Genomic DNA, 24,933 nt, shown 5'->3' with positions numbered 1-24,933 from the left:
CCAAACCTGAATTAATGGTTACGAATATACTCGTCCATATCTGTTTTCAGGTTATCTGATTTAGTCCCGAAGATAGCCTGAACACCAGACCCTGCCACCACTACACCCGCAGCACCCAGTCGCTTCAGACCAGGTTGGTCAACCTTGGAGACATCCGCCACGCTGACACGCAGACGGGTAATACAAGCATCCAGGTTAGTGATGTTCTCTTTACCACCAAACGCATTTACCAGTGCCGCTGACATTTCTGTGCCGCCCTGGACAGTTTGCTCAGTGGTTGTCTCTTCACGACCCGGTGTTTTCAGGTCCAGTTTGGTAATCAGCACACGGAAGATGGTGTAGTACACCAGACCGTAGCAAATACCCACCAGAGGGAACAGCCAGATACGGCTACTGTTACCACTGAGAACAATGAAGTCAATCAAACCATGGGAGAAGCTGGTACCGTCACGCATTCCAAGCAGAATACAGATTGGGAACGCCAGACCAGCCAAAATTGCATGGATAACATACAAAATTGGTGCCACGAACATGAAGGAGAATTCAATTGGTTCGGTGATACCCGTCAGGAATGAGGTCAGTGCTGCGGAGATCATGATCCCGCCCACTTTAGCGCGGTTTTCCGGCTTGGCTGAATGCCAAATCGCAATCGCAGCGGCTGGCAGACCGTACATTTTGAACAGGAAGCCACCAGACAGTTTACCGGCAGTTGGGTCACCCGCCATGTAACGTGGAATGTCACCGTGGAACACCTGACCTGCTGCGTTGGTGTATTCACCAATTTGCATTTGGAATGGTACGTTCCAGATATGGTGCAGACCGAATGGTACCAGCGCACGTTCAACTACGCCGTAGATACCAAAAGCAACGACTGAGTTCTGGTAAGCCGCCCATTGGGAGAAGGTCTGGATCGCAGTACCGATAGGTGGCCATACGAAGGACAGGATCACACCAACGAAAATAGCGGTGAAACCAGAAATAATCGGAACAAAGCGTTTGCCCGCAAAGAAACCGAGATATTCAGGTAACTGAATACGGTAGAAGCGGTTGAACATGTAGGCGGCTATAGCACCTGCAATAATCCCGCCCAGTACCCCAGTATCGGCTAAATGTTTGGCCGCAATTTCTTCTGCTGGCAGATGCAAGACCAGAGGCGCTACCACAGCCATGGTTTTCACCATGATGCCGTAAGCAACAACTGCCGCCAACGCGGATACACCGTCGTTATTGGTAAAGCCGAGTGCAACGCCAATAGCAAAGATTAATGCCATGTTAGCAAAGACGGAACCGCCCGCTTCTGCCATTACGTGAGAGACTACTGTTGGTAGCCAGCTAAAATTCGCGGAACCGACACCCAGCAGAATACCTGCGATGGGTAAGACGGATACCGGTAGCATTAGCGATTTACCTACCTTTTGCAGGTTTGCAAATGCGTTCTTAAACATAGTTGAGTGTGCTCCTGAGTAATAGTGCTTTTCTGCTGTTTCTAGCGTTTATTGGCATTACAAAGGGGGGAGTAAGCCTTTGCGAATAAGGGTGTCTAAAGCACCCTTTTAATTTTTACGAAGAGTAAAATAAATAGCCTGCTTAATGTTTGATGGCAGTCACGTTTCTTTCAAGAAAGCGCTTAATTTGCATCAAATCGCGCATTTTTTGTAAAAAAACGTCAACAAGACCTGCCCTCACCCAATAAATCGGGTGAGAACATTACTCGTTCCGGGGATTAATTACGAGCTTAAAAAAAAGTATTATGAAGGAGGCTAACTATTTTCACTGGCGAGCCGGGAAGGGTCCAGATGAAATAACCGGCAGAAGTTGTCAGTCGTCGCCTGCGCCAGTGATTCAAGACTCACGCCTTTCAGCACTGCCATATACTCTGCAACATCACGGACATAGGCTGGTTGATTCTCTTTGCCACGGTGGGGAACCGGGGCCAGATAAGGTGAATCGGTTTCTACTAATATCCGATCCAGCGGAACATAACGGGCCACATCACGCAGTTGTTCCGCATTACGAAAAGTGAGAATCCCCGAGAATGAGATATAAAAACCGAGGTCTAATAGCGTTGCTGCCGTGGCTTTGTCTTCTGTAAAGCAATGTAAAACACCACCACACTCCTGCGCCTGCTCTTCCTGCAAAATTGCGAGTGTATCTTCACGCGCATCGCGGGTATGCACAATCACCGGTTTGTTTAATTCGCGACCAATACGAATATGTTCACGGAAAGAGGCTTGTTGCAGCGGGATATTATCTTGCTGATAAAAATAATCCAGCCCGGTCTCGCCCATCGCCACCACATTATCTGCCGCAGCCAGGCTTCTGAGTTGCTGAAAATCATAGCCACCATCGAGATTCAACGGATGAACACCACATGAAAATGCCACATTTTGGCGTTCGCCAATAAGGGATGTCATGGCAGAAAAGCTCGGTAACGTAGTGGCTACCGCCAGGACGAAACCGACATCTCGCGCATTTGCTTTGGCTAATACATCATCGACGCTGCTGTGCAACGTCTGGTAATCAAGGCTATCAAGATGGCAGTGTGAATCTACTAACAACATAATATTAAACTCTTCCATACTTTTCATAATTGAAGCCGCAGGGGCGCTCGCTATATTCGTTACTCGGCCCATCCTTCGGCCAGCCGCTGCAACGCCAATTACGTTGAGTGTACAATCAAGGTGAGGTGGAATAGGTGCCGGTGGATAACGCGGTTTCCCAGTTAAGTAACAACTCAGTGAGTAACAATTCACGGTTGACACCGACGACAGATAGTAATTGATGACGGCATTTTGCCAGTTGTTGCGTTGACTGAAGCAACACCAGTGTGGTGGCTACGCGTGCCAACTGTTGTACCAGCGGCAATTGATCCTGATTAACAGCAAACTCGCCAGCACCTTGTTGCCATTTCAAAGCATCCAGCAGCAGCGAAGAGAGCCATTGGAGGCGTTCAGCTGCATCATCATGGTTCAACTGCACTAACAATGACAGTAGATCCGAACTGTTCAATGCACTACTGAGCGCGCTACACAGCGCAGTTCGTAGAGTCCAGCGCTCCGGTTGCAACAACCGCTCGGCTGCCAAGGGTGCGCCCTCACTCAATTTAAGCGCGGCCAGTGCCGTCACCGGTTCTGCTTGAGTCTGGCGTTGCAGCCATTGCAAACTGAGTGCGGTATCTGGGCAGGCTAAATACCAGTAAAAACAGCGGCTACGCAGCGTAGCTAACAAACTGGCGGGTTGATGGCAGTCCAGCAGGAAATAGGTTTTCTCCGGTGGCTCTTCCAAGGTTTTCAATAAGGCATTTGCCGCCGCATCGGTCAACAGTTCGGCGTGTGGCAACCACACCACCTTAGCCCCACCTTGTTGTGCATGGGAATAGAGCTTATCTATCTGCTGACGCACCAATTCGACCCCAATACTGCTTTTACCTTTTTCCGGTGCCAGTACATACCAGTCCGGGTGGTTACCCGCCAGCATTAAACGGCAGCTATGGCATTCACCACAACTTTTCTCACCTTGCCGCTGCTGGCACATTAGCCAGCGACTGAGGCCATAAATCAACGCCTCTTCGCCATTACCGGGCAAGGAGTGGAGTAATAACGCGTGGTGCCCGCGCCCGGCAGTATGCTGCCCTATCAACTGGCGATAAGGGGCCGTAAGCCACGGATACCATTTCATTATGCGGTTTCCCAGCTGGCCAGCCATTGAGTCAGTACCCGGCTGATTGATGTGCTCACTTGCTCAAGAGATTGGGAGGCATCGATGGTTTTTATGCTGCTATCAGCGGCGGCCAGTTCGAGATAGCGTGCCCGCGTGCGTTCAAAAAAGGCCAGCGACTCTTGTTCAATACGATCCAACTCGCCACGGGCACGAGCGCGTGCTAAACCGACCACAGGCGGCAGATCAAGATACAGCGTTAGATCAGGGCGGAATTCACCCAATACGGTATCACGCAGTGACGTCATCAGTTGGCTATCAATGCCACGCCCTCCTCCCTGATACGCCTGAGATGAGAGATCATGGCGATCACCCACCACCCAACTGCCTCGAGCCAGCGCCGGTTTAATTACATTCTCAACTAATTGTACTCGCGCGGCATACAGCATCAGCACTTCGGCTTTATCTGTCAGGACTTCACCATCAATACCTTGTTTAATCAAATCACGCAGTTTTTCTGCCAATGGTGTCCCACCCGGCTCTCGGGTAAAAACAATATCGTTAATCCCTTGGGCGCGCAGCGTGGCAACCACGGTGTCTCTGGCGGTGGTTTTCCCTGCCCCTTCCAGCCCTTCAATAACGATAAATTTACTGTTCATTTTTATCCTTAAGCGATTGACGATAGACCCGTACCGCTTGGTTATGACTGGCTAAATTGGTGGTAAATGTATGCCCGCCCTTACCATCTGCCACAAAGTAGAGATAGGCGGTTTTGGCCGGATGCGCGGCAGCCGTCAGTGATGCCAGCCCCGGCATGGCTATTGGGGTGGGCGGCAAACCAGAAATCACATAGGTATTATAAGGTGTTGGTGTATCTAAGTCTTTACGACTAATGTTGCCATTATACTTGTCACCCATACCATAAATGACTGTAGGGTCAGTTTGCAGGCGCATACCAATCCGCAGACGGTTAATAAACACCGATGCGACTTTAGTGCGTTCTTCATTTACTGCGGTTTCTTTTTCGATGATAGATGCCATGGTGACCAGCTCACCCGGTGTCTTATAGGGTAAAGATTCCTCTCGCCCTTGCCAAATTTCATCAACCGTCTTTTCCATCTTCGCATGGGCACGTTTGAGTAAGGCCAGATCAGTCGTCCCGGCGGTATAGGAGTAGGTATCAGGATAGAGCCAACCCTCAGGGTGATCACTGTCTTTTAACCCCAGTAACACCGCAATCTCACTATCACTTTTGCCGGCCAAAACATGTTTTACGTATTTCGACTGCTGCAACTCATCCAGCCAGTCACGTAGCCGCTTGCCCTCAATAAAGCGCACGGTAAATTGTGCTTCTTTACCACTGGCGAGTAATTCCAGCATGCCGCGCACCGTCATGCCAGGGGTAAAACGGTAAGTCCCCGCCTTAAATTTTGCCAACTCAGGCTCTATACGTAACAGCCAGGGGAACAAACGGGTGTTTTTAATCACGTGGTCACGTTGCAGTAAATTCTCCAATGCGACCCGCCCCGTACCGGCGGGGAGTTTAAAGATGGTTTCTTGCTGGATAGCCAGCGGCTGGTCCGCAAAGTGTTGTATTTTCTGATAACCCAACAGCACTAATCCCAAACAGATAGCGGCAAAAAGGATTACAACTCGGGTGCTTTTTATTTTCATCGGGTGGCCATCTTCAAATTAAAGGTAGTCATCTACGCTATACATTAAAACCAACATGCTGCTGAGACCATCAGTTATGCATCGCAACAATACTGATTCAGGAAATCAAACAACTGACGCGAGTGATAAAGCCATTTATCGGCGCGGTTCACAGACAGTAGCGGCATCAGCGCGTTGCACACGATAATTTCATCCGCATCAGCCAGTGCCTCCAGTGGCTGCGCCACAATCGCTACCTGCTGCCCATGCCCGGCCAGACAGGTAATAATCATCTGGCGCATGATGCCATCAACACCCGACTGGCTTAAGTCCGGGGTAAATATTGCACCACCTTTACGCCAGAATAAATTAGCCGCACAGCATTCCACCAGCAGGCCCGCAGTGTCAAGCACCAGTGCCTCATCAGCCTCTGTCTGCTCAAGATGCGCACGAATCAACACTTGCTCAAGGCGATTCAGGTGCTTAACACCCGCCAGCAATGGGCTGCGAGCTAATGTCACCGGGCTTAATGCCAATGAAATACCCCGCTCACGCCAACTATGATAATGCGCCGGATAATCACTAAGCGAAATAATGCGCGTAGGGTGCTGACAAGCAGTACCGCTGTAGCCGCGCCCACCGCTACCCCGGCTAATAATCACTTTCAGTACCCCATCTTCAGTATGGTTTGCCGCCTTGACCATTTCCTTAGTCAAGGCATTCCAGTTTACTGTCGGCATCAACAAGCGTTCGGTTGCCTGTTGCAGGCGCAGTATATGTTTATCAAGCCACACTACCCGACCATGAGATACCCTTGCCGTCGTAAAGCAGCCATCACCAAACTGCACTGAGCGGTCTGACGCTGAAATCAAATTTTGCTCTATACCATTAATCCAGAACATTCAGACTCTCTTTAAATGGGAGGGGTATTGTTTGCCATACATTCAGTTGCTAAATATACCTTGCCAGTAAATATATACTGTACATAAATAAAAATTGTACATGGCGACAGTAGCAGATTTAGTCAATGGCTGTTTTCAGATTTATCTCTTATTAAGACAGTGATTATGGCGGGATGTTATCTCTTTCTTACTTGGCACTGTGGCGCGACGTTAGCGGTGACAGCACTCACGTTGAGCCATTAAGTGATGCGGGGTTAACCTAATAAAAGACCCGGAAAACCGGGCCTTTTTAGCAGCAGAAGCTTAACAGCAGAAGTTAGACCTTGCGGAAAACTAAAGAACCGTTAGTGCCACCGAAGCCGAAGGAGTTACACAAGGTGTACTCCATATCTTTTACCTGACGGGCTTCATGCGGAACAAAATCCAAATCACAACCTTCATCCGGGTTATCCAGATTAATGGTTGGCGGAATAGCTTGATCACGCAACGCCAGCACAGTGAAGATAGACTCAACCGCACCGGCTGCACCTAACAAGTGCCCAGTCATGGATTTGGTGGAACTGACCATCACTTTGCGGGCATCTTCACCAAATACAGACTTAACTGCCTGCGTTTCGGCTTTGTCGCCAGCAGGAGTCGATGTGCCATGGGCATTGATATAGCCGATTTGAGATGCGGTCACACCCGCATCACGTAATGCATTCACCATTGCCAGCGCTGCTCCTGAACCGTCTTCCGGTGGAGAGGTCATGTGATAGGCATCGCTGCTCATCCCAAACCCAACAACTTCAGCATAGATTCTTGCACCACGTTTCTTCGCGTGCTCGTACTCTTCCAGCACCATCATGCCTGCGCCGTCACCCAGAACGAAACCATCACGGTCTTTATCCCACGGGCGGCTTGCGGCTTGCGGATTATCGTTACGAGTAGACAATGCACGAGCGGCACCAAAACCACCGACACCCAGTGGAGTACTGGCTTTTTCAGCGCCACCTGCCAGCATGACATCCGCATCATTGTAAGCAATGATACGTGCCGCTTGACCGATGTTATGCACACCAGAAGTACAGGCAGTCGCGATAGAAATACTTGGCCCACGCATACCACACATAATGGTCAGATGGCCGGCAATCATGTTAACAATGGTTGATGGCACGAAGAACGGGCTAATTTTACGTGGCCCACCATTCACCAGCGCGGTGTGGTTCTCTTCAATCAGACCCAACCCACCAATACCAGAACCAATAGCGGCACCGATACGAGGAGCATTGGCTTCGGTTATTTCAAGCCCTGAGTCTTGCATGGCTTGCATGCCAGCAACAATGCCGTACTGTATGAATGCATCCATTTTGCGTGCATCTTTACGCGAAATGAACTCTTCACAATTAAAATCTTTTACTAAGCCAGCAAATTTCGTTGCATAGGCACTAGTATCGAAATGGTCGATCAGGCTGATGCCACTCTGCCCGGCAAGAACAGCGTTCCATGTGGATTCTACTGTATTACCGACAGGAGACAACATGCCCAGTCCAGTCACAACAACTCGACGCTTAGACACGGTTGTCCTCCAAGGAGGGAAAATAACACTTAGGACAAAAAAAACTTAGGCGGTCGAGTGACCGCCTAACTATCTAAACTTAAAGCATGTTCGCTTACTGCTGGTTAGCGTTGATAAAATCAATAGCTGCCTGAACAGTAGTGATTTTCTCTGCTTCTTCGTCTGGAATCTCAGTATCAAATTCTTCTTCCAGAGCCATTACCAGCTCAACGGTGTCCAGAGAATCCGCGCCAAGATCTTCAACGAAAGAAGCACTGTTCTTCACTTCGTCTTCTTTAACACCCAGTTGTTCAACGATGATTTTCTTAACGCGTTCTTCGATAGTGCTCATACTCTTAAATTTCCTATCAAAACTCGCTTTCGCGATGGTTTTCGTAGTGTATAAAATGTTGAAAAAGATGCAACTAAATCTCGGCTGGTCAAACCACGATTTTACGCTATTTTGCGGTTTTCACCTCAAATAATGCAAATACTTTCGTGATTTTTAAATCATATACATGCCGCCATTGACATGTAACGTTTCACCAGAGATGTAGCTGGCCTCGTCAGAGGCTAAAAATGCAACAGCGCTGGCGATTTCTTTAGCTTGCCCAAGCCGGTTAGCTGGTACTTGGGCTAAAATGCCTGCGCGTTGTTCATCTGTCAACGCCGTCGTCATGTCCGTCTCAATAAAGCCAGGTGCCACAACGTTGACAGTAATGCCACGTGAAGCAACCTCACGCGCCAAAGACTTGCTAAAACCGATCAGACCCGCTTTAGCTGCCGCGTAGTTAACCTGCCCCGCATTGCCCATTGTCCCAACCACAGACCCGATGGTGATGATACGCCCAAACCGCTTTTTCATCATAGCGCGCATTACCGCTTTTGACAGGCGGAATACAGAAGTCAGATCGGTGTCAATAATATCTTGCCACTCTTCATCCTTCATACGCATCAGCAGGTTATCACGCGTAATACCTGCATTATTCACTAAAATATCAACTTCGCCAAATTCCGCACGAATCGCTGTCAAAACAGCATCGATTGACGCGGGTTCCACGACGTTCAACATATAGCCTTTGCCATTGCTACCCAGATAGGCACTAATCGCTTCTGCACCCTTCTCACTGGTCGCAGTGCCAATAATCCGGGCACCACGTTCGACCAATAATTCTGCAATCGCACGGCCAATCCCACGGCTCGCGCCGGTTACCAGCGCAATTTTTCCTTCGAAGCTCATGTTATCCTCTTTCTTAGTTTTCAAGCGCACTGGTCAATGTAGCAACATCGTTTACCGGTGCTGCGGTTAAAGTATCCACGATACGCTTGGTCAAGCCAGTCAAGACTTTACCTGGCCCAACTTCTAACAGCAGCTCAATACCTTCTGCTGCCATAAATTCAACACTCTCAGTCCAACGTACCGGGTTGTAGAGTTGGCGCACCAGCGCACTACGGATAGCGTCTGGTGAAACTTCCGTTTTCACATCAACATTATTGACAACCGGGAACAATGGCGCCTGGAATTCAATGTTTTCCAGTGCTTCGGCTAACTTATCAGCCGCCGGCTTCATTAACGCACAATGAGATGGCACACTGACCGGTAAAGGCAAGGCGCGCTTGGCTCCGGCCGCTTTACAAGCAACCCCTGCGCGTTCTACTGCTTCTTTGTTGCCGGCAATCACGACCTGGCCTGGCGAGTTAAAATTGACAGGCGAAACAACCTGACCTTGTGCTGATTCTTCACAGGCTTTAGCAATGGATTCATTATCCAGACCTATGATGGCGTACATTGCGCCGGTGCCTGCTGGTACCGCTTCTTGCATCAGTTTGCCGCGCAATTCAACCAGAGTGATCGCCTGTTTGAAATCAATCACACCCGCGCAAACCAGCGCTGAGTATTCACCCAAGCTATGACCTGCCATCATTGTCGGCAGCTTGCCGCCTTGATGTTGCCAGACACGCCAAATTGCAACAGATGCCGCCAGCAATGCCGGTTGTGTCTGCCACGTTTTATTCAATTCGTCTGCCGGGCCTTGCTGCACTAGCTGCCAAAGGGAGTAACCCAGTACCGACGACGCTTCACTGAAAGTCGCTTCAACTATCGGAAATTGTGCCGCCAAATCGGCCAGCATGCCAAGGGATTGAGAACCCTGGCCTGGAAATACCATTGCAAATTTCGACATTCTGCTTTCCTGTTAAATCAAAAAAGGTACTGTTAAATCAAAAGCGAACCAGCGCAGAGCCCCAGGTAAAGCCACCGCCAAACGCTTCCAGCAGCACTAACTGCCCACGTTGAATACGCCCATCTCGCACCGCTTCATCCAGCGCCGCAGGGACAGATGCCGCAGAGGTGTTGCCATGACGATCAAGAGTTATCACCACTCTATCCATCCCCATGCCTAACTTCTTCGCCGTTGCGGTAATAATACGCAGGTTAGCCTGATGCGGCACTAACCAATCCAGCGCACTGCGCTCCAGATTGTTGGCCTGCAATGTCTCATCCACAATGTGGGCAAGCTCAGTCACCGCGACTTTAAATACTTCATTACCGGCCATGGTGACATAGGCTGGTTGCTCTTGTTTTTGGCGATCTTGGTACGGCAGTGCCAGCAACTGACCATAGCTGCCGTCGGCATGCAAATGGGTTGACAGTATGCCAGGCTGTTCAGATGCGCCTAAAACCACAGCACCTGCACCATCACCAAACAGAATAATCGTACCGCGGTCTTCTGGGTCCAGCGCGCGCGATAACATATCGGAGCCAATCACGATGGCATGCTTAACCGCACCACTTTTCACATATTGGTCAGCCACACTCAGCGCATAGGTAAAGCCCGCACAGGCTGCTGCCAAATCGAAAGAGGCTGCATCTTTAATACCCAGCATTTGCTGTACCTGACAGGCCGAGCTTGGGAAAGCATGGCTTGAAGAGGTGGTAGCAACAATAATCAGCCCAATCTGGTCCTTACTAACGCCAGACATCTCCAGTGCTTTTTCAGCCGCATGGAAACCCATGGTTGCGACTGTTTCATCCAGGCCGGCAATACGCCGCTCACGAATACCTGTACGGGTGACAATCCACTCGTCCGAAGTATCCACCATTTTTTCTAAATCAGCATTGCTGCGCACTTGTACGGGCAGATAACTCCCCGTACCGAGAATCTTAGTATACATGTACGATCAGTCACTCTTGGGTAATACCGCTTCAAGGCGCGCGGCTATCCGTTGAGGGACTTGCCGCTGCACCGCCTGCACCGCCTGTTCGATTGCGACTGCGAATGCACGTTGATTCGCCGCGCCATGACTCTTGATTACAATGCCCCGCAATCCTAACAGACATGCACCATTATACTGGTCGGGGTTCAAATGACCGAACCGTTTTGCCACACGTTTTTGCAGCCAGCGCCCAATGAGTTTAAGCCACCAGGACTGTTTACTGCCTTCGCCCGATGATTTGAGCAGTGACAAGAACATTCTTATCACACCTTCCATGGTCTTTAGAGTGACGTTACCCACGAAGCCGTCACAAACCATCACATCGGTCTTACCCGTAAGCAAATCATTGCCTTCCAGATAACCAATATAGTTGATCGCCGGTGTATTTCTTAATACTGCGGCGGCTTCGCGGATATTATCTAACCCCTTGGTTTCTTCTTCGCCGATATTGAGCAAAGCAACACGCGGGTTGGTAATACCGACAACTTCTTCTGCCATCACCGAACCCATGACAGCAAACTGCACCAACATTGTACTATCACATTCAACGTTAGCCCCTAAATCCAGCACCACCGTCTTGCTGCGTTGCTGGTTTGGGATGACAGTCATTAACGCCGGGCGCTCTATTCCATCTAATGGCTTAATCATCATCTTCGCCAGCCCCATCAAGGCTCCTGTATTCCCTGCACTCACACAGGCTGCCGCGTCCCCGTTTTTGACCAACTCCAGCGCTATGCGCATCGAGGTACCACGACTGGCACGAATAGCTTGTGAGGGTTTAGCATCGCTGGCAATAACATGCTCAGCAGGGATGACCTGTAACCTCACCAGCAACAAAGGATCGGCATTAACAAGTAACGGAGTGATGGTGTCGGGATTCCCGACCAGCAGGAGTTTAAGCCGTGGATTAGAGGCCAGTGCCTGCAATGAAGCAGGCACTGTGACGTGGGGACCGAAATCCCCACCCATTGCATCTAACGCTAGGGTTAGACAAGTCAAGGTATCGCCTTGCTAAAGATTAGCAAGTACTACTCAGCCGATAACCTTGCGGCCACGGTAGAAACCGTCGGCTGTGATGTGGTGACGCAGGTGAGTTTCACCGGAAGTTTTGTCCACAGACAGAGTGGCAGTGGTCAGCGCATCGTGTGAACGGCGCATGCCACGTTTGGAACGAGTTGGTTTGTTCTGTTGTACGGCCATTGACCTTACTCCTTAATTACTTTCTTTAAACTGGCTAATACGGCAAATGGATTCGGTTTCTCCACCTCTTCAGGCAGTTTACCAAATACCATGTCCGCCTCGGACACTTCACAGTGTTCAGAATCATGTACCGGAACGACAGGCAGTGAAAGAATAATTTCGTCTTCAATCATAGCCAGCAGATCAACTTCGCCAAATTCGTCGACTTCGATCGGCTCGTACGCTTCCGGTAATGCTTCAGCCTGCTCATCATTGACGACCGGGCTAAAACAATACGTTGTATGAACATGTTGTGCAAACGTGTTACTACAGCGCTGACACATCAATGTTACATCGACGTCCGCGTGACCTGTAATAACCGCCAGGCGCTGATTATCGATATTAAACGATAATGAGGCCACGACATCGCTGTCCACACTTACCACTGAATCGGCTACACGTGTAACCTGCTCAGGAGAATAGATACCTGCGTAATCTAAACGTTTCTGAGCGGTACGAACCGCATCAATGGTCAGGGGTAATTTTACCTTTTGCATAGGGCGCGCATATTAACTTTGTAACGACATAGAGTCAAAGAAAAAGGCCTTTTTACTGCACCTTTCACCAATATTCGCTTCCGAAGCGGCAGACAGTTTAAAATGCCTGATTAAATTACGCTACGGTTTATGGAAAATATTATGCTGCAACTGGTTCTTGCTTCAACCTCATCATATCGTCGGACTTTGCTGGAAAAGCTGCAATTACCTTTTGTTACTGCGGCACCACAGACCGATGAAAGCCCACAGGCAGGTGAAGAAGCCAGCGCGCTAGTGCAGCGGTTGGCGAGTGCAAAAGCACAGGCACTGGCGGGGAGTTTTCCACAACATCTGATAATCGGCTCTGATCAGGTCTGTGTCATTGACGGATTAATCGTCGGGAAACCCCACAATTATGCAAACGCAATGAAGCAATTGCAGCAGGCCAGTGGACAATGTGTCACTTTTTATACCGGTCTGGCCCTATTGAATACAGCAACCAACAGCATTAACTGCCTGTGCGAAACTTTTGACGTTTATTTCCGAACGCTAAGTGAAGCAGAAATAGACGGTTATTTGACGCGAGAGCAACCATGGGATTGTGCCGGCAGTTTTAAAAGTGAGGGATTGGGTATTACCCTATTTGATAGATTATCAGGCCGCGACCCAAATACACTTATCGGTCTGCCGTTAATCGCCCTCACCGAGATGCTGATTGAGCAAGGAGTAAATCCGCTCCTGTAAATACTGTATAACAAAACAGGGCGCAATTGATACTTGCACCCTGTTACTTCAATTATTTATTACGGCAATTTATTTTTCTGCTGCTTTCTTTCGTAATATCAACAAACAGTGGCGTAACTGATTATCCAGTGGCGCTTCAATGCGCATGGTTTCACCGCTATTGGGATGCTCAAAACGTAATGCCGCAGCATGCAAGAATAAACGATGCAGCCCGGTTCCTTGCAATTGTTGATCAAATTCACGGTCGCCATAGCGATCATCAAAAGCAATTGGGTGACCCGCATGGAGCGCATGTACGCGGATCTGGTGAGTACGACCAGTAATCGGGCTGGCCTTGACCAAGGTTGCATGCTCAAAGCGCTCTTCAACTTTAAAACGCGTTTCTGACGGTTTGCCCTCGCTGCTGACTTTCACCACTCGCTCGCCACTTTGTATAATATTCTTCAACAAAGGTGCCTGCACCGCTTTACAGTGAGATTGCCATTGACCACGAACCAATGCCAAATAGTCTTTCTGCATCCCTTTTAACCGCAGTTGCTCATGCAAAGAACGCAGCGCAGAGCGTTTTTTCGCTACCAATAAGACACCGGAGGTATCACGGTCAAGGCGATGAACCAATTCAAGGAAGCGGGCTTCGGGGCGCAATGCACGCAAGGCTTCAATAACACCAAAACTCAAACCACTGCCACCATGAACCGCCGTGCCAGAAGGCTTGTTCAACACCAACAGATAGTCATCTTCAAATAAAATACAGTCGGCCAACGCCGCAACTTTATCAAGTTTGGCAGAGACCTGAACCTCTTCGCGCTCAGCGACGCGCACTGGCGGTATCCGGACCACATCCCCGTCAACCAGTTTATATTCTGGCTTAATGCGCCCTTTATTAACGCGAACCTCACCTTTGCGCACGATGCGGTAGATCATACTCTTTGGCACACCTTTCAATTTAGTGAGCAAAAAGTTATCGATCCGCTGACCGGCTTCGTCGGCAGAAATGGTGATTAATTGTACTACTGGATTATTCGTTTTCATGGTGCGCGATTCTAAATACACCGAGGAATTAGCGCCACCCCTTTTTCTGTGCTTAACTGTCAGTCTGGCTATTTAAAGATAACGTTTGCGCGCATTTATTGTTTAATAAGACAACGATAGCCGCCAACGCTGTGAAAACAGTAAAAGAATCTTTACGTAGACAGGTAAAGTCATCTTGCTATATCAGTGTCAGCAATGGAATAATGTCACTAATTCTGCGTTGATTCTCGTTAGACCAAGAGACTTGTGGAATAATAAACTTTGCCTGATCACACAAAAACGCAGCAATGGCGTAAGACGTAATGTGAAATCAAGCAATTAGCGGGCTGCGGGTTGCAGCTTGGCCGGCAAGTGGGTCTGCTCTGTTGTCTTATATTCAGAAGCGCCCCTTTATATAAAAGCGCTGTTTTTCAGAAAGAAACACAGGCTTACCGAAATAATGCGCCCCTATGCAGGCGACAACCGTGAGGTTGACGGCTTTGCTAGAAGACTCGGGGTCATCGGTTTACCCGGCCATAGAGGTTATTTTGCCCGCAGTTCTAACGCCAATGTAAAAATAACGAGTAAGTTAAAGATGAAAAGAATGTTGATTAACGCAACTCAGCAAGAAGAGTTGCGTGTTGCCCTTGTAGATGGACAGCGGCTGTATGATTTGGATATTGAAAGCCCAGGTCATGAACAGAAAAAAGCGAATATTTACAAAGGCAAAATCACCCGAATAGAACCCAGTCTGGAAGCCGCTTTTGTTGATTACGGCGCTGAACGTCATGGTTTCCTCCCACTAAAAGAAATTTCTCGCGAATATTTCCCTAGTAATTATTCCTCTCATGGCCGCCCAAACATCAAAGATGTGCTGCGCGAAGGCCAAGAAGTTATCGTTCAGGTTGATAAAGAAGAACGTGGCAATAAAGGTGCCGCACTAACAACTTTCATCAGCCTGGCTGGCAGTTATTTGGTTCTGATGCCGAACAACCCACGTGCCGGTGGTATCTCCCGTCGCATTGAGGGTGATGACCGCACCGAACTGAAAGAAGCCCTATCCTCCCTGCAATTGCCTGATGGCATGGGTCTGATTGTCCGTACTGCCGGTGTTGGCAAATCTGCTGATGCACTGCAATGGGACTTGTCATTCCGCCTCAAGCATTGGGATGCGATTAAAAAAGCCGCTGAAGGTCGCCCTGCGCCATTCTTAATCCATCAGGAAAGTAACGTAATTGTCCGCGCTTTCCGTGATTATTTGCGCCCGGATATCGGCGAGATCCTGATCGATAACCCTAAAGTTCTCGAACTGGCAAAAGAGCATATCGCCGCTCTGGGTCGCCCGGATTTCAGTAGCAAAATCAAATTGTATAGTGGTGAAATCCCCTTATTCAGCCACTACCAAATTGAGTCTCAGATTGAGTCAGCGTTCCAGCGTGAAGTACGTCTGCCTTCCGGCGGTTCTATCGTTATTGATACCACCGAAGCCCTGACGGCAATTGATATCAACTCCGCGCGTGCAACACGTGGTGGCGATATCGAAGAAACCGCGTTTAACACCAACCTTGAAGCCGCTGATGAAATTGCCCGCCAGTTACGTTTACGTGACCTCGGTGGCCTGATTGTTATCGACTTCATCGATATGACACCAGTGCGCCATCAGCGTGAAGTTGAAAACCGCCTGCGTGATGCCGTTCGCCAAGACCGTGCCCGCATCCAGATTGGCCGAATCTCTCGCTTCGGCTTGCTGGAGATGTCCCGTCAGCGTCTTAGCCCGTCACTGGGTGAGTCAAGCCACCACGTGTGCCCACGCTGTAGCGGTACCGGTACCGTTCGTGACAACGAATCACTGTCACTTTCTATTCTGCGTCTGATTGAAGAAGAAGCGCTGAAAGAAAATACCCATGAAGTTCACGCCATTGTACCGGTACAGATTGCGTCGTATCTGCTTAACGAAAAACGTGAATCCGTCAATGCCATTGAAAAACGTCAAGGTGGTGTACGTGCGGTGATCGTGCCAAACGATCAGATGCAAACACCGCACTACTCTGTTCTTCGGGTACGTAAAGGCGAAGAGGTTCCTTCTCTCAGCTACCTGCTACCACAACTGCATGAAGCAGAAATGGCGCAGCCGTTAGAAGAAGCAACAATTGAGCGTAAACGCCCAGAACAACCAGCGTTGGCGACTTTCTCTCTGCCAACCGAAGTACCACCGGAAGCCGCACCTGCTAGCGTCAGTGCTAAACCAAGCGTTGCGCCACAAGTAACCGCATCTGCTGCTACCTCAGAACAGCCTGGCTTCTTTAGCCGTTTGTTCAGTGGCCTAAAAGGTATATTCGGCACATCAGCAGAAGAAGTTAAACCGGTAGAGGTCGAGAAAACCGAAACCACCGAAAACCGCCGTAATGATCGTCGTAATCCTCGTCGCCAGAACAATGGCCGCAAAGAGAGAGGCGACCGTACACCACGTGAAGGCCGTGATAACAGCACACGTGACAACAGTGGCCGTGATAGCAATAGCCGTGACAACAGTGGTCGTGACAATGCGAACCGCGAAGGTCGTGAAGATCAGCGTCGCAACAAGCGTCCAGTGGCGCAAACTACTGCGCCGCAAGCACAAACTGACGTTGTTGAAACGGATAAAGCGCCACGTGACGAGCAGCAACCACAGCGTCGCGGTGATCGTCAGCGCCGTCGTCAGGAAGATAAACGTCAGGCACCACAGGAAGTCAAAGCAGAAGTAGAAGTGGCAGCAGTCAGTGTGGTCGAAGAGGTGCAACCTGAGCAAGAAGAACGTCAACAGGTTATGCAGCGTCGTCAACGCCGCCAATTGAATCAGAAAGTCCGTATTCAATCTGCCAATGATGAGCTGAATGTGCTGGAAAATGCAGCCCAGGAAAATCCTGTTAGTGCACCGCTAGCAAGCATTGCAGCGCCAGTTGTGCAGGAAGAAGTGAAATTACTGCCACAAACGACTGTTCAAGCGGATGATGAAGCTACTCACGATCGCAATGCCAATAATGAAAATGGTATGCCACGTCGTTCACGCCGCTCACCTCGTCATCTGCGCGTCAGTGGCCAGCGTCGTCGTCGCTATCGTGATGAGCGTTACCCGACACAATCTGCTATGCCACTGGCCGGCGCTTTCGCCTCACCAGAAATGGCTTCAGGCAAAGTGTGGGTCCGTTATCCAGTAGCTCAAACAGTTGAACCTGCTTTTGTAGAAAACCCGGTTGAACAACCATTGCCAATAGCAGTTGCAGCAGTAGAGACCCCGGTTAATATTCCGGCCGTGATTGTAGCAGCCCCAGTCGTTGCCGCACCTGTCGTCGTCGCCGTGACTGAAACTGTCACTCCGACACCTGCTGCGCAACATAAACCAGGTGGTTCTTCATCTTCAGCCGCAGCCGTTCCTGGCCGTGCTCCTGTTGTCGTGCCAGTGGTTGTAGAACCTGTTGCCGTTGAGCCAACTGCTGTAGAACCAACCGTTGAAGCTGTCGCTGAGGTGGTGCAAGCTGAAACTACCGCAGCGGTTGAAGCAGTATCCGACGTTGAAGAAACTGGCGTTGCGGAAGCTACCGCTGAACCTGTGGTTCAGGAAACGGTAATTGAGGATACAACTGCTGAAGAAGCGGTGGTGGAAGAAACCATTGTTGCTGAAACTGCTGTTGTTGAAACAACTATTATTGAAACAACTATTGTTGAAACACCGGCGGAAGATGCGGTTGTAGCTGAAACTGTGGTGGAAGACGCTGTAGCTGTAGCTGAAGCACAGGCAGTGACCGAAGTCGTTGTTGAAACATCGACAATTGAAGAACCGCTAATTGAAGAAACCGCTGTCGAAGCCAGTGTCAGTGACACGGTTGTGGTTGAGGCTCCTGTTGCTGTTGTGCCACAACAGTCGACTATCGCTCACCCTGAAGGTGTGGTGTTCAAACATTACGCTTCAGCACCGATGACCAAAGCACCGGCACCGGATTACGCGCCAGAGTCACCGACTAAAGGTCAGTGGGAACGTCCAGCCTTTGATTTTGCAGGTAAAGGTTCTGCTGGTGGCCATGCGGCGGCAACTCAGGCAACCGCGCCGGCAACAAAACCGCAATCTGTCGAATAAATGTAATATTATTCCGACCAGACATTGCAAAGACAAAACCCGCCATCAGGCGGGTTTTTTTATATTGGTGATATCTTTAACCAGAGATCACTCTCAGGCTATCTGTTTCAGTTTCTTTATTTCGAGGTTTTCCAGTTTGCCTTCAATAGCTTTGACAAACGCTTTGAAGTGCTCGGTTTTATTATGTTTTTCCAATGCATCATCAGATGCCCAGCGTTCGAAAAACACAAAAGAACCTTTCTGGTCGCTTTCGGCATGGAGATCATATTGCAGATTCCCCTTCTCCTCACGACTCGGTTCTATTACCAAATGAACCGCTTCTTTTACTGCATCAATAAATTCAGGTTTTGCCACTAAACTGGCGATGACACGGACTTCCATAGTTATTCTCCCATGCTGTACATTCAATTAGCGTATTTTACTGCTAATCAATAGCTCACCCTAACGGGCAATTTTATCCCGAGCCCCTCTATAAGATGCCCTTTTTGCCTTGTTTTCAACTTAACCCTAACAATCAGATGCATCCTGCGCACTTTCCGCTTATCCTTAGACCCCGCCGGAAACAGTATAAAAACCCCAATATCTCATCATGACTGCGGAGCTAGTTGAATGACTGCACAACCCCAAACCCTGAAAATTCGCCGCCCGGATGACTGGCATATTCACTTACGTGATGACGAAATGCTCAGTACCGTGCTGCCCTATACCTCCGAGGTGTTCGCCCGGGCCATTGTCATGCCCAATCTGGCTCCACCAATTACGACTGTTGCCAGTGCTATCGCTTATCGGGAACGAATTTTAGCCGCAGTACCTGCCGGGCATAACTTCACGCCGTTGATGACCTGTTATCTGACCAATACACTTGATGTCAAAGAACTGACCACCGGCTTTGAACAAGGTGTATTTACTGCGGCAAAACTGTATCCAGCGAATGCTACGACCAACTCAAATCATGGTGTATCCGATATCCCGGCGATATACCCGTTGTTTGAGCAAATGCAAAAGATAGGTATGCCGCTGCTGATCCACGGTGAAGTAACAGAAGCTGCCGTTGATATTTTTGATCGCGAAGCGCGCTTTATTGAACAGATTCTGGAACCGATACGTCGCCAATTCCCTGAATTGAAAATTGTCTTCGAGCACATAACCACCAAAGATGCGGCCGATTACGTGCTGGCAGGCAATCGTTTCCTTGGTGCAACTATCACCCCACAGCATCTGATGTTTAACCGCAATCACATGCTGGTCGGTGGTATTCGCCCCCACTTGTTCTGTCTGCCAATATTGAAACGCAGCACGCATCAAGAAGCATTGCGCCAGGCCGTTGCTAGTGGTTCAGACCGTTTCTTCCTCGGAACCGATTCCGCTCCCCATACCAAACATCGTAAGGAGTCATCCTGTGGCTGTGCTGGCGTGTTCAACGCACCATCAGCGCTGCCAGCTTATGCTACTGTGTTTGAAGAGATGAATGCGCTACAGCATCTTGAAGCATTCTGTTCATTAAATGGTCCACGCTTCTATGGCTTGCCGATTAACGAAGAGGTTGTTGAATTGGTTAAGGCCCCCTTCCAACAACCAGAAGAGATCCCATTAGGGGATGAATCTGTGATTCCTTTCCTGGCCGGTCAGACTATCAATTGGTCAGTTAAAAGCTGATAACCGCCGCTGTAGGGGCTAACCCTTTACAGCGACGATTTTTATATCAGTCACTTGCAACCTGAATATTTGTACTGTATAAATAACCAGTATAAATATTCGGAGGGCCAAATATGCGTGTTGAAGTGAGTATTGATAAAAAAAACCCGTTACCCGCAGGTGCTATCGAAGCACTAACCCATGAATTGAGTAAAAGACTCAACACCAAATTCCCGGACACCACCACCGCAGTACAAATACGTTATGCCGGAGCAAATAATCTTTCCGTTTTAGGTGGTGCCAAAACAGATAAAGATTTGATCTCTGAAATATTACAAGAAATATGGGAAAGCGCTGACGACTGGTTCGACGCGGAGTAACCCAATGTAATGCTGTTTTGCCGGGGAGTCGCTCCTCGGCTTTTTTATATAAGCGTCTAAACTTCCTTTACTCACCGACTTCTTTTAACCCATTTATTGTTGATTAAGAAATCATCATAAAATAAATAATTTGTAAAGATCTTGCGATAATCTCCAAATTTATCGGCGGTTGCGTATACTGAAAAAGCTCACTTGATAATGAGCCGCATTGATCCTCATTAGTCACTCCAGTCAGTAACTACTATATAAGGGGTCTTTATGGACAGAAATGATGAAGTTATTCAGACTCACCCGCTTGTAGGCTGGGATATCAGCACTGTAGATGTATACGACGCTATGATGATACGTCTTCATTACCTGTCTTCCATGGATCAACCGCCAGAAGATGCGCTGGTTGATAGAACGCTCTGGTTAACCACCGATGTTGCACGCCAATTAATAAATATCTTAGAAGCAGGCATTGCTAAAATTGAGTCATCGGAATATCAAGATCGCGATCACCGTAAACATTAATTTTTTTCCACCAGAAAACGAGTTTAATGTTCGCCAAAAAAGGCACGAGTGAATATCACTTAGTGCCTTTTTATTAACCATTCCCACCACTCTATGGCTAACAGCGCTTTTTCTCCTCTCAGTCCCGTGCTATTACTATCGTTTTAATTTTTATCAGCACTGTTGCTACCTTTAATTCAAATCGTTCGGGTTATTGCCGCGATAAATACACATTGCTAGCACAAACCCTATTGAAAAAGCCAGGTGGCGATATTCCCCGGGATGCAAAATATGGATTATGATCTAATTGTCATTGGTAGCGGTTCGGTCGGCTCTGCCGCAGGCTACTATGCGTCACAAGCTGGTTTAAACGTACTGATGATTGACAGTGCCATGCCGCCTCATCAAGCAGGCAGTCACCATGGTGATACACGGATCATTCGCCATGCCTATGGCGAAGGTGAGAAATATGTTCCCTTAGTTTTGCGTGCCCAAACATTGTGGGACCAGTTATCAGCTCAAACAGGTGAATCATTATTTCAGGCCAGTGGCGTGCTTAATCTTGGGCCAGATGACTCTATTTTCCTGCAAAATGTGCAGCACAGCGCTCAACAATATAACTTGCCGGTTGAAACCTTAAACGCGGCCCAGATCCGTGAAAAGTGGCCGGTATTTACCGTACCAGATAATTATATTGGTGTGTTCGAACCACAATCAGGTTATCTACGTTCTGAATTGGCGATTAAAACGCTGATTAAAGCCGTCACAGAAGCAGGCTGCGGTATTTTATTCAATTGTCCGGTTACCGCTATCGAACCGCTGGATGGTGGTGTAGATGTCGTGACTATAGATGGTACCTACAGTGCTAAGAAAGTGATTGTCACTGCCGGAACCTGGGTCAAAGAGCTGTTACCCGAATTACCGGTGACCGCCATACGTAAAGTGTTTTCATGGCACCATGCCGATGGACGCTATAGCGAAGGAAATCATTTCCCGGCATTCACCGTCGAGACACCGGATAATATCCATTATTACGGCTTCCCCTCGCAAAATGACGAGTTAAAACTAGGCAAACATAATGGTGGTCAGCCTATTGAAACAGCGGCACAACGTAAGCCCTTTGGCAGTTATGCCGAGGATGGAACCGAAGTATTTGGTTTTTTACGTAACTTCTTACCGGGAGTGGGTGTCTGTCTGCACGGCGCGGCATGCAGTTATGACATGAGCCCTGATGAAGATTTTATCATCGATACATTACCCGATAACAAAAATATCATGGTGGTAACAGGCTTAAGCGGCCATGGATTTAAGTTTGCAACTGCATTGGGGGAAGTCGCTGCACTCTTCGCACAAGATAAACCCTCACCTATTGATATTTCAGCCTTTTCGCTATCCCGCTTCGCCAAATCGTAATGCTGTAACCCGCGAGTTCAGCACTTGATTGCTACCGATGACTGTTTCTTTTTATTTCAGTCATCGGTATATCTCGCTCTCATTTTTACCTCATTATTAATATAAAACGCCGCAAATTTAATAATTAGCAGAGTCTTATATTCGTAAAAGCCGCTAAAAACAATCGTGAATCCCGAATTGACGTTTTAGGCATCAGGGGATTACTTTATCCTTGTATGCGGCCAGGTATGGTTGCTGTTAGACAAGGATGTATGCCACATGAAAATATTAATTATCGATGAATGTTTTTATACCCGATCAGGGGTAAATACTTATTTAAATAACGCTTCATATCTCGATTTAATGGATGTTCCTACGGTGGAACAGGCTACATTAGCTGTTCATGAGTTTGATCCTGAGGTAATTATTGTTAACCTTACCCAATATTGTCGCTATGGTGGACATTGCCCGTTATTAGCACAATTTTTGAGTTGTTGCCTGCGGGCTAAAGTTTATATTTATCTGGATGCGTCATATCCGTTTAGTGAAACGCCGATACCCCTGACAGATTCTGTCTCTATTTTGGCTAAAAAACGCTTACCGGAGTTGTTACAAAGACTATCGGACTTTTCAAGTGAGGGTATCGGTAAGCCACATCCCCCCTGTCCAGCATCCCTATTCAGTCCACAAGAGCATAAAGTCATGTGCTACTGGATGATGGAGATGCCCAATTACCGCATTGCCAGGAAGTTAAATATCAGTGACAGTACAGTTTATTCGCATAAACGGCATATTACCGAAAAAATAAAAGTCAGAAACCGTTTGGAATTATGCTTTATTTACAATGTATTTAAATATTTATACTAAGGCGTTGGTGTATAGAGAGTCGCAATAAAGGGAGCATTCCCTTTCAGTAAATTTTCTGTATATGTGATTTTTGTTCTTAACAAATAATGTAACCGGATTAATATAGTGAGTTATCGCTTGCAGTTAAAGAATCGGTTACATTTCACTTAATATCACCAATACATATCAATCTTTTCCATTCGTACCACAATGCCCATATTATCCAAAGAAATGACTTATTTCATCATGCTGTAACTCAGGAATTTAGCCTGCCAGCTTATTGTTTATAAAAGTAAAAATCCTTATAATGGGCGATAATTCTAGCCTCAGGCACCCTGCATGTTAAATAAATTGCTATCGATGGTTATCAATAATGTACGGGAACATCTACTGCTCTATATCTGCTTGTGGCTGATTCTGTTAGCACTGGATATTTATTTCTTTTTCTATTAACGCGTTTTCTCTACCTTTTCTAGCCGGGCCACCAGATAGCTTCCCACCTGTGGCCCAGCAATAAATACGATATCCGCAGTTTGCACTACTCTACCTTGGCCGGTTTGCCATCACTCAATAACACGGCGATTTTATAACCGGCTGGTGTTAACTCTAATACTATTTTGGCAATAATGGTTAACGGAACGGAAAGCAGCATACCAATTGGCCCGAGTAGCCACCCCCAAAAAATCAAGGATAAGAACACCACCAAGGTTGATAGACCCAAACCACGCCCCATCATCCGTGGATCAATAATATTGCCACCAATCAGGTTAATCAAAATATACCCGCAGGTAACGGCAAAAGCATCAGCAAAACCATTAAACAACAGTGCCTGAACGATGGGTGGGATAGCCGCCAATACGGAGCCGATATTAGGAATGTAATTGAGGACGAAAGCCAGTAGCCCCCAAAGGAAAGCGAATCTGACCCCCATCGCTGCCAGGAATAACCAAATAACAATCCCCGTCGCAATGCTAATAATCGTCTTGATCACCAGATAATGAGTTACACCATTTAATGCACGCTTGAGAATCGCATTCCCTTGCTCTGGGTTATCAAACATCAACTGCATTTTATAAGGCAGTCGTTCCACTTCAAACAACATAAAGACCACCGTCATCAGCAGCAAGAACATACTAGCCATGGCACCAGAAAGGTGGCTCAGGAGACGGGTCACAAAGTTCATCGCGGTGCTAGGATCGACATGCTTCATAATGTCATCCACCGAGAACTCAATATTAAAGCGCATTGCAAACTCTTGCAGGTCGCGCATTTTTTCCAGCATCATGCCACGATATTGCGGCAACGAGCGGGCAAACTCATTTAATGAAGAACCCAGGCGGCCAAAGAGCAATGCCATGAGTAAAATAATAATGCTAACCAATAAGACAATAGCTAAGGTGCGGGGAATTCTTATTTTCTCCAACAGTTTCACTAAAGGATTTAATACGATAGCAAGAAATATAGCCAACAAGAATGGAACCACGATCGGCGATGCCGCTTTAATTCCCGCCATAATCACCACCAGCATAGCCAGCATCGTGACTAACCGTAGCCCTTGGCTACTCACTCCAGGTATTGTCATTATCAATCCTTGTATTGGAATCGCCATTGCTCTAAAAATGGCATAAAAAAGACGCTA

General features: G+C 48.0%; 25 protein-coding genes. 8 read left to right on the top strand and 17 right to left on the bottom strand.

Going from position 1 to position 24,933, the window contains the following annotated elements:
- Positions 1-11: 11 nt before the first annotated feature.
- The 14 genes from ptsG to yceD all read right to left on the bottom strand — a co-directional run bounded on the left by ptsG (position 12) and on the right by yceD (position 12,701).
- Complete coding sequence (ptsG, locus tag V1955_RS08805; protein ID WP_083158528.1) at positions 12-1,445, bottom strand: PTS glucose transporter subunit IIBC; 1,434 nt, start codon at positions 1,443-1,445, stop codon at positions 12-14.
- A gap of 315 nt (positions 1,446-1,760) precedes the next feature.
- The gene (locus V1955_RS08800; RefSeq protein ID WP_442821435.1) at positions 1,761-2,561 is read right to left on the bottom strand and encodes a metal-dependent hydrolase; all 801 of its coding nucleotides are present in this window, start codon (positions 2,559-2,561) and stop codon (positions 1,761-1,763) included.
- A 115-nt stretch (positions 2,562-2,676) separates the two neighbouring features.
- The gene (gene holB, locus V1955_RS08795; protein ID WP_420072952.1) at positions 2,677-3,678 is read right to left on the bottom strand and encodes a DNA polymerase III subunit delta'; all 1,002 of its coding nucleotides are present in this window, start codon (positions 3,676-3,678) and stop codon (positions 2,677-2,679) included.
- Positions 3,678-4,316, bottom strand: a complete 639-nt coding sequence (tmk, locus tag V1955_RS08790) for a dTMP kinase (RefSeq protein WP_442820801.1) — start codon at positions 4,314-4,316, stop codon at positions 3,678-3,680. The genes holB and tmk overlap by 1 nt, the downstream gene beginning before the upstream one ends.
- Positions 4,306-5,331 (bottom strand): endolytic transglycosylase MltG, encoded by a 1,026-nt coding sequence (mltG, locus tag V1955_RS08785; protein WP_083158525.1) that lies wholly within the window; start codon positions 5,329-5,331, stop codon positions 4,306-4,308. The genes tmk and mltG overlap by 11 nt, the downstream gene beginning before the upstream one ends.
- 74 nt (positions 5,332-5,405) lie before the next feature.
- Positions 5,406-6,212 carry an aminodeoxychorismate lyase gene (gene pabC / locus V1955_RS08780; protein ID WP_442820800.1) on the bottom strand — a complete coding sequence of 269 codons (807 nt, stop codon included), beginning with the start codon at positions 6,210-6,212 and terminating at the stop codon, positions 5,406-5,408.
- A 316-nt stretch (positions 6,213-6,528) separates the two neighbouring features.
- A complete protein-coding gene (fabF, locus tag V1955_RS08775) occupies positions 6,529-7,770 on the bottom strand; it encodes a beta-ketoacyl-ACP synthase II (protein ID WP_442820799.1) in 1,242 nt (413 codons plus the stop codon).
- A gap of 94 nt (positions 7,771-7,864) precedes the next feature.
- A complete protein-coding gene (gene acpP, locus V1955_RS08770; RefSeq protein WP_002220787.1) occupies positions 7,865-8,101 on the bottom strand; it encodes an acyl carrier protein in 237 nt (78 codons plus the stop codon).
- A 153-nt stretch (positions 8,102-8,254) separates the two neighbouring features.
- The gene (gene fabG, locus V1955_RS08765) at positions 8,255-8,989 is read right to left on the bottom strand and encodes a 3-oxoacyl-ACP reductase FabG (protein WP_442820798.1); all 735 of its coding nucleotides are present in this window, start codon (positions 8,987-8,989) and stop codon (positions 8,255-8,257) included.
- Positions 8,990-9,002: 13 nt separating this feature from the next.
- Positions 9,003-9,932: an ACP S-malonyltransferase gene (gene fabD / locus V1955_RS08760; protein ID WP_083158521.1), complete on the bottom strand. Its 930-nt coding sequence runs from the start codon at positions 9,930-9,932 to the stop codon at positions 9,003-9,005.
- Positions 9,933-9,969: 37 nt separating this feature from the next.
- Entirely contained in the window at positions 9,970-10,923 is a 954-nt protein-coding gene (locus V1955_RS08755) for a beta-ketoacyl-ACP synthase III (protein ID WP_083158520.1), read from the bottom strand.
- 6 nt (positions 10,924-10,929) lie between these two features.
- Entirely contained in the window at positions 10,930-11,964 is a 1,035-nt protein-coding gene (plsX, locus tag V1955_RS08750) for a phosphate acyltransferase PlsX (RefSeq protein WP_083158519.1), read from the bottom strand.
- Positions 11,965-11,997: 33 nt separating this feature from the next.
- On the bottom strand, positions 11,998-12,165 hold the full coding sequence (gene rpmF, locus V1955_RS08745; RefSeq protein WP_002210931.1) for a 50S ribosomal protein L32: 168 nt from the start codon (positions 12,163-12,165) through the stop codon (positions 11,998-12,000).
- Positions 12,166-12,170: 5 nt separating this feature from the next.
- The gene (yceD, locus tag V1955_RS08740) at positions 12,171-12,701 is read right to left on the bottom strand and encodes a 23S rRNA accumulation protein YceD (protein ID WP_083158518.1); all 531 of its coding nucleotides are present in this window, start codon (positions 12,699-12,701) and stop codon (positions 12,171-12,173) included.
- A gap of 141 nt (positions 12,702-12,842) precedes the next feature.
- Here yceD and V1955_RS08735 point away from each other — a divergent pair, with 141 nt between their 5' ends.
- Entirely contained in the window at positions 12,843-13,424 is a 582-nt protein-coding gene (locus V1955_RS08735) for a Maf family protein (RefSeq protein ID WP_083158517.1), read from the top strand.
- A gap of 69 nt (positions 13,425-13,493) precedes the next feature.
- Here V1955_RS08735 and rluC read toward each other — a convergent pair whose 3' ends face one another.
- The gene (gene rluC, locus V1955_RS08730; protein ID WP_083163572.1) at positions 13,494-14,456 is read right to left on the bottom strand and encodes a 23S rRNA pseudouridine(955/2504/2580) synthase RluC; all 963 of its coding nucleotides are present in this window, start codon (positions 14,454-14,456) and stop codon (positions 13,494-13,496) included.
- Between the two features lie 574 nt (positions 14,457-15,030).
- On the opposite strand from rluC, the gene rne reads away from it, so the two are divergent.
- On the top strand, positions 15,031-18,549 hold the full coding sequence (rne, locus tag V1955_RS08725; RefSeq protein WP_442820797.1) for a ribonuclease E: 3,519 nt from the start codon (positions 15,031-15,033) through the stop codon (positions 18,547-18,549).
- A 93-nt stretch (positions 18,550-18,642) separates the two neighbouring features.
- Here rne and V1955_RS08720 read toward each other — a convergent pair whose 3' ends face one another.
- Entirely contained in the window at positions 18,643-18,930 is a 288-nt protein-coding gene (locus V1955_RS08720; protein ID WP_083158516.1) for a putative quinol monooxygenase, read from the bottom strand.
- Between the two features lie 228 nt (positions 18,931-19,158).
- On the opposite strand from V1955_RS08720, the gene pyrC reads away from it, so the two are divergent.
- From pyrC to V1955_RS08690, 6 genes are all read left to right on the top strand, one after another.
- A complete protein-coding gene (gene pyrC, locus V1955_RS08715) occupies positions 19,159-20,205 on the top strand; it encodes a dihydroorotase (protein ID WP_083158515.1) in 1,047 nt (348 codons plus the stop codon).
- A gap of 113 nt (positions 20,206-20,318) precedes the next feature.
- Entirely contained in the window at positions 20,319-20,564 is a 246-nt protein-coding gene (gene dinI / locus V1955_RS08710) for a DNA damage-inducible protein I (RefSeq protein WP_083158514.1), read from the top strand.
- 258 nt (positions 20,565-20,822) lie between these two features.
- On the top strand, positions 20,823-21,077 hold the full coding sequence (bssS, locus tag V1955_RS08705; protein ID WP_083158513.1) for a biofilm formation regulator BssS: 255 nt from the start codon (positions 20,823-20,825) through the stop codon (positions 21,075-21,077).
- Positions 21,078-21,347: 270 nt separating this feature from the next.
- Positions 21,348-22,469: an N-methyl-L-tryptophan oxidase gene (gene solA, locus V1955_RS08700; RefSeq protein ID WP_442820796.1), complete on the top strand. Its 1,122-nt coding sequence runs from the start codon at positions 21,348-21,350 to the stop codon at positions 22,467-22,469.
- Between the two features lie 258 nt (positions 22,470-22,727).
- On the top strand, positions 22,728-23,315 hold the full coding sequence (locus V1955_RS08695; RefSeq protein ID WP_083158512.1) for a helix-turn-helix transcriptional regulator: 588 nt from the start codon (positions 22,728-22,730) through the stop codon (positions 23,313-23,315).
- 318 nt (positions 23,316-23,633) lie between these two features.
- Entirely contained in the window at positions 23,634-23,747 is a 114-nt protein-coding gene (locus V1955_RS08690; RefSeq protein ID WP_005183270.1) for a DUF2770 family protein, read from the top strand.
- Positions 23,748-23,832: 85 nt separating this feature from the next.
- On the opposite strand, the gene V1955_RS08685 is transcribed toward V1955_RS08690, so the two are convergent.
- On the bottom strand, positions 23,833-24,876 hold the full coding sequence (locus V1955_RS08685; protein ID WP_083158511.1) for an AI-2E family transporter: 1,044 nt from the start codon (positions 24,874-24,876) through the stop codon (positions 23,833-23,835).
- Positions 24,877-24,933 lie beyond the last annotated feature (57 nt).

The sequence above is a fragment of the Yersinia sp. 2545 StPb PI genome (assembly GCF_052217125.1).
In the GTDB taxonomy this organism is placed as follows: domain Bacteria; phylum Pseudomonadota; class Gammaproteobacteria; order Enterobacterales; family Enterobacteriaceae; genus Yersinia; species Yersinia enterocolitica_E.
The sequence above is the reverse complement of the archived record's forward strand: the minus strand, read 5'-3'. Positions and strand labels throughout refer to the sequence as shown.